This window comes from Planktotalea frisia, assembly GCF_001890925.1.
GTDB classification, from domain to species: domain Bacteria; phylum Pseudomonadota; class Alphaproteobacteria; order Rhodobacterales; family Rhodobacteraceae; genus Planktotalea; species Planktotalea frisia.
On record NZ_MLCB01000028.1, the window covers coordinates 1 to 8,067 of the forward strand.

Below are 8,067 nucleotides of genomic sequence, written 5' to 3' on the forward strand. Positions count from 1 at the left end.
CAACCTGGTCGGCCTCTAAACGCCACTCCTGTTTCGCGGTTTCAGTTGAGCCGAAGAGATACGAAAAGCGGCATGATCATAAACCAGATGCATCTTAGCTAAGCCGTAAACCTGTACAGAAAAGCAGGACCACTTCAATCGTGGTCGACATACAGACGTCCAAGTAAAATCAATGCGATAACCCACTTCGAAAGGCTGAAACCAACGAGTTTTTCAACACAATCGGCGGGAAGCGGAAGTTCGCTGCGATTGCGAGTTGCCAGTGAATCAACGGCGCAAGCCGACATTCAAACAGTCACGGATCAGGAGTTTGTGCTGCGGTGCGGAAGGCAGCTCCGAGCCCATAGTACCGAATGCTGCACGGGGTTTGAATGGCTGCAATACACTCTTCTTTAGTCAAAACATCATTGAGGTGTACCTTGAGTTTGTTCCTCAATTACGAGGCTTAGTTCATCCCATCTTGTAGGACACAGCTCTCAAGGATTTTGCCTGCGAACACATCGACAAGACCAACATCGCTTAGTCGTGGCCCAGCATTGCAAACCAACGACGCGCCGAACAGTGCTTTGAAGACAAGGTATGGCGGTTGCCAATCCACGAGGGCGTCGAGTGCGGCGCGTAGGTTGGCGAACTCCTTGGCGACGTCCGCTAGCGGTTTTTCACTGATAAGGCCCGCAACCGGAAGCATCAGATTCGCCATCACTTTACCATCCGCCACCACGGCCAACCCGCCCTGCATGTCGCGCAAAGTGTTTGCCGCCAATGCCATATCGTCCGCGTCGCGCCCAAAAACGGTTAAGTTGTGGCTGTCGTGGGACACGGTCGTAGCAAAGGCGCCCTTCCATGTGCCCCAGTTTTCCATGAAGGCGACGCGCGTTGGTGTGTTGTTGCCGTAGCGATTGCACACGGCCATGCGGATCATATTATCGGGAAGTAAAAGGTATCCGTTCATTGCATCGACATCACGACTGCCCCATTCGGGGAACCTTGGTTTGGACAAGGTGGCGATGCGAACAACAGGGCCTTTGGCGGGCACTTCGAAACAAGATGCTTCGAACCGTTTGGTCTGCACGGTGTTCAAAACCGCAGGTGCAACTGGCGTGCTCTTGATTTTGGTGATTAAACCATCCGTTTTTGCCACCAACTTGCCACCCACAAACACATGTGACGCGGTCACGTCGCGAAGGTTGGACAAGATAACAAGATCGGCCATTTTCCCAGGCGCGACGAGGCCAAGATCAGGTCTGCGAATACGGCTGGCGGCGTTCAATGTTGCTGCGCGGTAGGCCCAAGCGGGTGGGATGTTATTTGCGATCAACATGGCGATTACATGGTTTAAACCACCTTTATTTTGCAGATCATCGGGGAAAACGTCATCGGTGCAAAGCGTTAAGGTTTGCGGCATGTGCCCCAGATCAATCAACGCTTCGGCGAATTCGGGAATGAGATGCGCGTGGGAACCGCGAAGTTCAACGGTCATGCCAGCCTCAAGTCTGGCCATCAGATCGGCGGCTGACGTCAATTCATGATCGGTTTCTACACCTGCGGCAGCATAGGCCATCAAATCGCCGCCCCCTAAGCCACGACCGTGCCCACAGACCCGTTTGCCACTGGCCAAACCTGCGGCTACGATCCCTTGCACCCGCGCATCCCCATCCAGAAGCTGATGCATTGTCATCAATTCCGCCGCGCCGTGGATATCGGAGCGGGCCAGCAGTGTGGTGATCTCGGTGGGGCCAAAATCGCCACCGCTCACTTCAAAATTGGGGGCGGATGGAACGCAGGTTGGTGCAAGCGGCAACAGACGCAAGGGCAATCCCGTGGCTGCGTCACATGCATAATCCACGCCTATCAGGCCTGCGACATTTGCTAGCTCGTGCGGGTCCCAAAGCGCCGTTGTGACACCGCGCGGCACGACAGCGCGGGCGTATTCGGCTGGCGTCACCATCGAACTTTCGACGTGCATGTGTGTATCGATAAAGCCGGGCACGACAAAGGCACCGGCGGCGTCCAGTTCTGCAAACGCTTCGCGCGCGGGATCAGGCGTGTGAACACTGGCAATCAGCGGGCCAACAAGTCCGATATCGACCGCCCGTTCGCGCCCTGTGACCATGTCCAGCATAAGCGCATTGCGCACGAGCTTATCAAAGGCACGCAAACCGCGCGCGGCTTTCACAGCATTGGCGCGCAATGCGGGGTCATTCAGATTAAGATCAGTTGACATTGGCATTATCCCTCGAAAGCGCGTTCAAACAAATTTGGGCAGCGTCCAAAGTGGTTCCTACAACAAGGCGGGTTGATCCATTGGTATTCTCAGTAAAGGTCGTATTCCCGTAGGTCATATCGGGAATTGTTGAAACTGCCATGTCACAGGTCCTGTACTCAAAAGCATCTGGCATAGACGCGACGAGGGCCGCCAGCGGGTCGTAGATCGACATATTGGAACGTCCTCTCGTCAACGCGATATCTAAGTATCCGCCCAGCAGATCAAAGGTCAGACTATCGCAATCGGGCATGTGATCTGCGCCAAAGGCAACGGTTCGGCACAACATCAAATCAACCGCATCCATCGCTATGCCAGACTGCGCAACGATTGCCGCAGCCTCAGGATCAGCCAAAGCGTTGTATTCTGCCAGCGGCGAGTGGTTTCCTGCACCGTTGCTGCCCCCCATCCAAATGAGGCGGGTAATTTTCTTGGCCAGCTCAGGGGCGTCTTGGATAAAGCGTGCGATGTTTGTGAGTGGCCCAATTGCTAGAACGTCCCGACGATCATTAGGCTGTGCAGAGCGTAGCCAATTTTGTAGCGCAGTGTGGGCATTCAATGCTTCATCCAAGGTGCCGCCATCAGGCAAGTATTGACCACGGCTTTGCATTCCGCGTTCGCCTAAAATGCTTTCCGCCGTTTCAGAGTCACGCACCAGCGGGCGGTCTGCACCAACGTAAATTGGTGCATCAAATCCGTAAGCATGACGCGCGCCAAGTGCGTTAGAGACCACTTGATCAAGGTGGGCGTTCCCCGCGACCAGCGTAATACCTGCGACGCGCTTGCCCAAATGGCGCAACACAAGAAGTGCCCAAAGATCGTCAAAGCCAAAATCAGTATCGACCCAAATTTCATTCATACGGAAAGGGGCCGTGCGGCGGCTTCGGGAAGATCAAAGGCTATGGTGTCACCAATTGGAACTTCTGGCGTTTCAATCGATGCATCCGCTTTGATCTCCCCCAATGGCGTATCGATCACGTATTCACGATGCCCGCCTGCAAAACTGCTGGCCGAGACTGTGCCTGAGAATGGCCCTCGACCAACCTGAACGCCGCTAGGACGCCACGCGAGCATAGGAGAAACAGCGTTAAAGCCCAAAGGGAGCTGCCCACTGTCTGAAACAAGATTGCCACCTTCAACTCGGAAAATATTCTCAAAACCCATGAACTCTGCAGCGAATGCTGTGGCGGGTTTTGCATATAACTCATGCGGCGTTCCGAGTTGTTCGATTTTTCCGTCTTTCATCAACACAATGCGATCGGCGAGGGCCAAGGCCTCGGATTGATCATGCGTCACGAACACCATCGTGACGCCTGTTGCTTTTTGCACGCGCTGTAGTTCGGTGCGCATTTCAAGACGCAGGCGTGCGTCCAGGTTCGACAGGGGTTCATCCAAAAGCAGCACTTTCGGCTCCATCACCAGAGAGCGCGCCAAGGCGAGACGTTGTTGCTGGCCACCCGACATTTCCGCAGGTTTACGTTTCTCAAATCCAGTTAGCCCGACTGTGGCAATGCCTGCGTCAGTTCTTTTGCGAACCTCTGCGTCTGACATCTTTTGTAGGCGCAATCCGAACGCTACGTTTTCAAATGCTGATAGATGTGGAAACAACGCGTAGGATTGAAAAACCAAGCCAATGCCGCGTTTGTTTGCGGCAACCCGTGTGACGTCTCGTCCGTCAATGGCGATGCTGCCGGAGGTTGGCTGCAACAGCCCCGCAATCGCGCGCATTGTCGTGGTTTTGCCGCAGCCAGATGGGCCAAGCAGCGCAATCAGTTCGCCCTCAACTACGTCTAGATTCAGGTTCGGGACTGCAACCGTTTTGCCATACGACAAGGTCAGGTTGGAGAGGCTTACATATTTATCAGACATAGCGAGAAAACCCTAAAAGACGTTCGGCGACAAAAACGATGGCGAGGGACATAAAGGCGAGCAAAGCAGACAATGCCGCAACCGATGGATCATAGGTGATTTCCATATAGGCGAGCATGTCGATGGGCAGGGTTTTGACCCCCGGACCTGACAAGAACAATGAGACTGGAACTTGGTTAAAGCTGGTCACGAAACCCAGAATGAACGCCGCGAGCACGCCACCTTGGATGTTGGGAAGTACGACTTTGGTAAAAGCTTGCAGCCGTGTGCAGCCAAGCAAAACAGCAGCTTCTTCCATGTCAGAGCGCAGGTTGTTCAGGCTGGAGGACACAACGCGCACCGCATAAGGCAACACAAGCGCTGTGTGCGCGAGAAACAGCGCCAAGGTCACAGTGAAGCCCGTCGGGATGACTAGGTAGCGAAGCAACGCTAGACCAACGATAATGCCGGGGACAATGATAGGCGACGCTACGATTGTGCGGATCGTTTCCGCCCCGGGTAAATCGTAGCGGTTCAGCGCATAGGCGGCTGGGACGCCGAGTAGCAATGCGGCCAGGGTTCCGAAGATTGCAAGACCCATTGAAAGGATGAAACTTTGGCGGAAACTCTCGATCGTGAAGACTTTGAGATACCATTTCAGGGACAATCCATCAGGCGGGAAGGCCAAGGCTTCGCCAGCAGACGCGCCTGCGAAAATAATGATAATGAAGGGGCCAATAAGAAACGTCAGCGTGATGGAGATAATGGCCCATGAGGTGAGGTCTTTCATGGGATTACTTCCGCGCCGTGGCGATGCGCTTTAGCAGCAGGTTTGCTGTAAAGGACATAACGATTAAGATCATTGCGATGACGCTGGCCGAGACGAAGTCGTTAGCGACGTTAACCCGTTGGTAGAGCAGAGTTTCCAACATCAATACCTTCGAGCCGCCTAAGATTGCGGGGGTGATGTAGGCGGTCAGCGCGCCCGTAAATACAAGCGTTCCGCCAACGACGAGGCCTTCTTTGGTGAGAGGTAGGATTACTTTAAAGAACACTTGAAACCAATTCGCGCCCAAAACGCGCGCGGCAGGAATGACGTCACGGGGGATATTTTCCATCGCCGAGAGCAGCGAAATGATCATCAAGGGCATGAACAGTTGCAGCAACCCAAGGAAGACTGCGGTTTCGGTGAATAGCAACCGAATAGGGGTGTCTGACAGGCCAAGCCCAACAATGGTATCGTTGACGATACCGGTGCGGCCCAGAATGACGATCCACGCATATGTCCGTGCAACGGGCGAAATCATCAGCGGTAGAATGACCAGTCCAAAAACCCGTCCGCGCGCTTTGGGCGACAAGTTGGTGATACTGAATGCGGCAGCATATCCGATGATGGCCGCCGTACCTGCGACCAGTACACCCAGTTTCAAGGTGCGCAAGAACACCTTTTGATTGAGCGGCTTTGAGAAAAAGTCGATGTATCCTTTGAGCGTCCAACCGTCATCAGACTGAAACGCCTCTGAGAGCAGAATGCCAACGGGTAGAATAAAGAGAAGCAGTGCAAATATTGCAGCGGGCAATGCCAGTGCAAGGCCTTCGCGGGTACTGGAGAACATCGCTCGTTCCGTTCTTTAAAGGGAGATGGTGTGGGGCGATCAAAAACCGCCCCAAACGCTTTAGCGGATGACTTCAGTATTCCACTGCTCAACCCATGCTTCGCGGTTATCAATGATACCCGCAGGCGACAGGATGCTGAGTGAATTGATCAGATCCGCACCATACGTCAAATTGTCAGCAACCTCATCGCTTACAACAACTTCAGAGTTCGCAGGGCTGTCAATCAACGCCTCTGCAACGCGTGTCTGCACTTCGGTGGACAACCAGTAATTCATGAACATGTGCGCCAGCTCTTCATTGCCGTTGCCTTTTGTCATGATCATCACGTTCATGCCGCCTGCTTGACCTTCCTTAGGCTCTGCCCAAGCAAATGGAAGCGGCGAACTTTTGAAACGGCTCCAAGCAAAGCGACCAACGGGCGCTGCGATGACTTCTTCTTGGTTCATCAACTGCGCAAGCTCGGACGAACGTGAATAGAATGTTACGATGTCATCCGCATGCGTGCCAATGTCAGAAATCACACTGGTGAAATCAGTGCCTTCATTGCCAGCCGCTTTGTTGAGCATCATCAAAGTCAACGGTCCTTGCGTACCAGTGATGTTTGGAAGCGAGACGTTGCCAGCCAGCTTATCGTCTAGCAAGTCTGCCCAGCTGTTAATTTCAACAAGGTCGGTGCGATACACGATTGAGCTTGCGTAGAACGTGTAACCAACTGCCATGTTACCGCCGATTGGATCCTGCGCTGCTGGGTAGAGCTTGCTGTGGTTGGACAGCTGAGCCAGATCGAGCGGGGATAGCAAATCCTTGCGCGACAACGCCAATGCGTCTTGCGAAGAAATTACCGCCATGTCGATCACGGGGTCAGCTGCGTTGGCTTCGATCTTGGACATGCGCTCAACGCTATTGCCGGTCTCAATGACCAGATTGCAGTCACAGATTGCTTCAAAGGGATCATAAAGCGCGGCTTTATACGCGTCTTGTGCGAAGGAATATGTCGAAATCGTCAGTGTCTTTTCTTGTGCAAAGGCGCTGGTCGCAAGTGCGCAGCACATCGCTGAAAGTGAGATTAGGTTTTTCATTGTGTCGTCTCCAAGTTGGCCGTTTCGTTTTTAATTAATGTCGAAGCACGCATCACAAGGCGCATTGCGACAGTTGTGGTTTCAACAGGCGGATCATCGTTTTGTATTGTGCGAATTAGTCGGTCGATCGCGAGGTGAGCAATTTTTTCAACATCCTGCGCGACCGTTGTGAGTTGGGGATGCATGGCCGTTGCAAAGGGCAGATCATCAAAGCCCGTCAAGCTGATATCCTGCGGCACGAAAATTCCATGCTGTGATAAATGCGAATGGACACGCAGTGCCAATAGATCAGACGTTGTCATGATCGCCGTCGCGCCGTCTTTGATTGCGCAAACGAGTTGATCCATACCATCCTTGTCCCAAAGTTCAGTGACCTTATGAGAGCGGTTCAAGCCTGCGTGCATCCCATTTACGCGATCTCGCTGTACCTCTGAAACACGATCTCCACCAAGGATGATAACATCACTATGTCCTAAAGCGGCTATATGTTCAGCAATCAGTTTTCCGCCGCCAGCGTGATCTGCGCTGACGGTATTGTCGGGATCAGAAGCCGTATTGATGATGACTGTTGGAACACGTTGCTGCCCCGGCGCTGTGCCTTTCTGGGGAACGATCAATAGACCATCCACGCCTCTATCAAGCAGACGTTCAATGGCTTGTGTTTGTTCATCTGGGTTGCCGCGAGAGTCCGCAATCAAAATACCGAGCTGCCGATCATCCGCCATCATAGACAGGTTCTGCGCGATGCGCGGAAAGAGTGGGTTGGTTAAATCAGGCATCACCAAACCAAGGATTCCAGACTGGCCACTGCGCAACGCACGGCCCGCAAGGCTGGGACGATACCCTAGGTCGTTTGCGCGCTGCCGGATTCGATCGACCATCTGGGATGAAACACGACCCTTACCCGTCAAAGCGTTCGAAACAGTCGCCACAGACACGCCCATATCAGTCGCAATTTTCTTAATATTAGCCATTCGCTTCCCTTGTTGGTAAAACGTTTAAGCAATCTTGGTGGTGTGTGTCAATAAGATTGCTTAAACGATTAATCGAGGGGGCCTTCATTGTTTTCAGCCGCTGTGCAAAACTTCGTAAGCCGCCATTGGTTTGATTTCACTCAACGGCTGCTTCGTTTAAGGTTTTTCGATGCGGGCCTGAGCGTGATTTCTCCTCTTGGTGCGACGGTGGCCCGCGTTGGGAAACATGACTAGGTTCAGGACTCATAACCAGAATATGACGGTTGCAGCGAGGGCGATCGCTGAC

General features: G+C 53.2%; 7 protein-coding genes. All 7 read right to left on the reverse strand.

Features of this window, described 5'->3' with window-relative positions:
- Positions 1 to 445: 445 nt before the first annotated feature.
- The 7 genes from PFRI_RS01855 to PFRI_RS01885 are packed head-to-tail and all read right to left on the reverse strand — an operon-like array spanning position 446 to position 7,781.
- Complete coding sequence (locus PFRI_RS01855; protein WP_084649559.1) at positions 446 to 2,224, reverse strand: adenine deaminase; 1,779 nt, start codon at positions 2,222 to 2,224, stop codon at positions 446 to 448.
- Positions 2,214 to 3,122, reverse strand: a complete 909-nt coding sequence (locus tag PFRI_RS01860) for a nucleoside hydrolase (protein WP_072629067.1) — start codon at positions 3,120 to 3,122, stop codon at positions 2,214 to 2,216. The genes PFRI_RS01855 and PFRI_RS01860 overlap by 11 nt, the downstream gene beginning before the upstream one ends.
- A complete protein-coding gene (locus tag PFRI_RS01865; protein ID WP_072629068.1) occupies positions 3,119 to 4,132 on the reverse strand; it encodes an ABC transporter ATP-binding protein in 1,014 nt (337 codons plus the stop codon). Before PFRI_RS01865 ends, PFRI_RS01860 begins: the two co-directional genes overlap by 4 nt.
- Positions 4,125 to 4,901 (reverse strand): ABC transporter permease, encoded by a 777-nt coding sequence (locus PFRI_RS01870; protein ID WP_072629069.1) that lies wholly within the window; start codon positions 4,899 to 4,901, stop codon positions 4,125 to 4,127. The genes PFRI_RS01865 and PFRI_RS01870 overlap by 8 nt, the downstream gene beginning before the upstream one ends.
- Positions 4,902 to 4,905: 4 nt before the next feature.
- Positions 4,906 to 5,727 carry an ABC transporter permease gene (locus PFRI_RS01875; protein WP_072629070.1) on the reverse strand — a complete coding sequence of 274 codons (822 nt, stop codon included), beginning with the start codon at positions 5,725 to 5,727 and terminating at the stop codon, positions 4,906 to 4,908.
- A gap of 60 nt (positions 5,728 to 5,787) precedes the next feature.
- Entirely contained in the window at positions 5,788 to 6,807 is a 1,020-nt protein-coding gene (locus PFRI_RS01880) for an ABC transporter substrate-binding protein (protein WP_072629071.1), read from the reverse strand.
- Positions 6,804 to 7,781: a LacI family DNA-binding transcriptional regulator gene (locus tag PFRI_RS01885; protein WP_072629072.1), complete on the reverse strand. Its 978-nt coding sequence runs from the start codon at positions 7,779 to 7,781 to the stop codon at positions 6,804 to 6,806. Before PFRI_RS01885 ends, PFRI_RS01880 begins: the two co-directional genes overlap by 4 nt.
- Positions 7,782 to 8,067 lie beyond the last annotated feature (286 nt).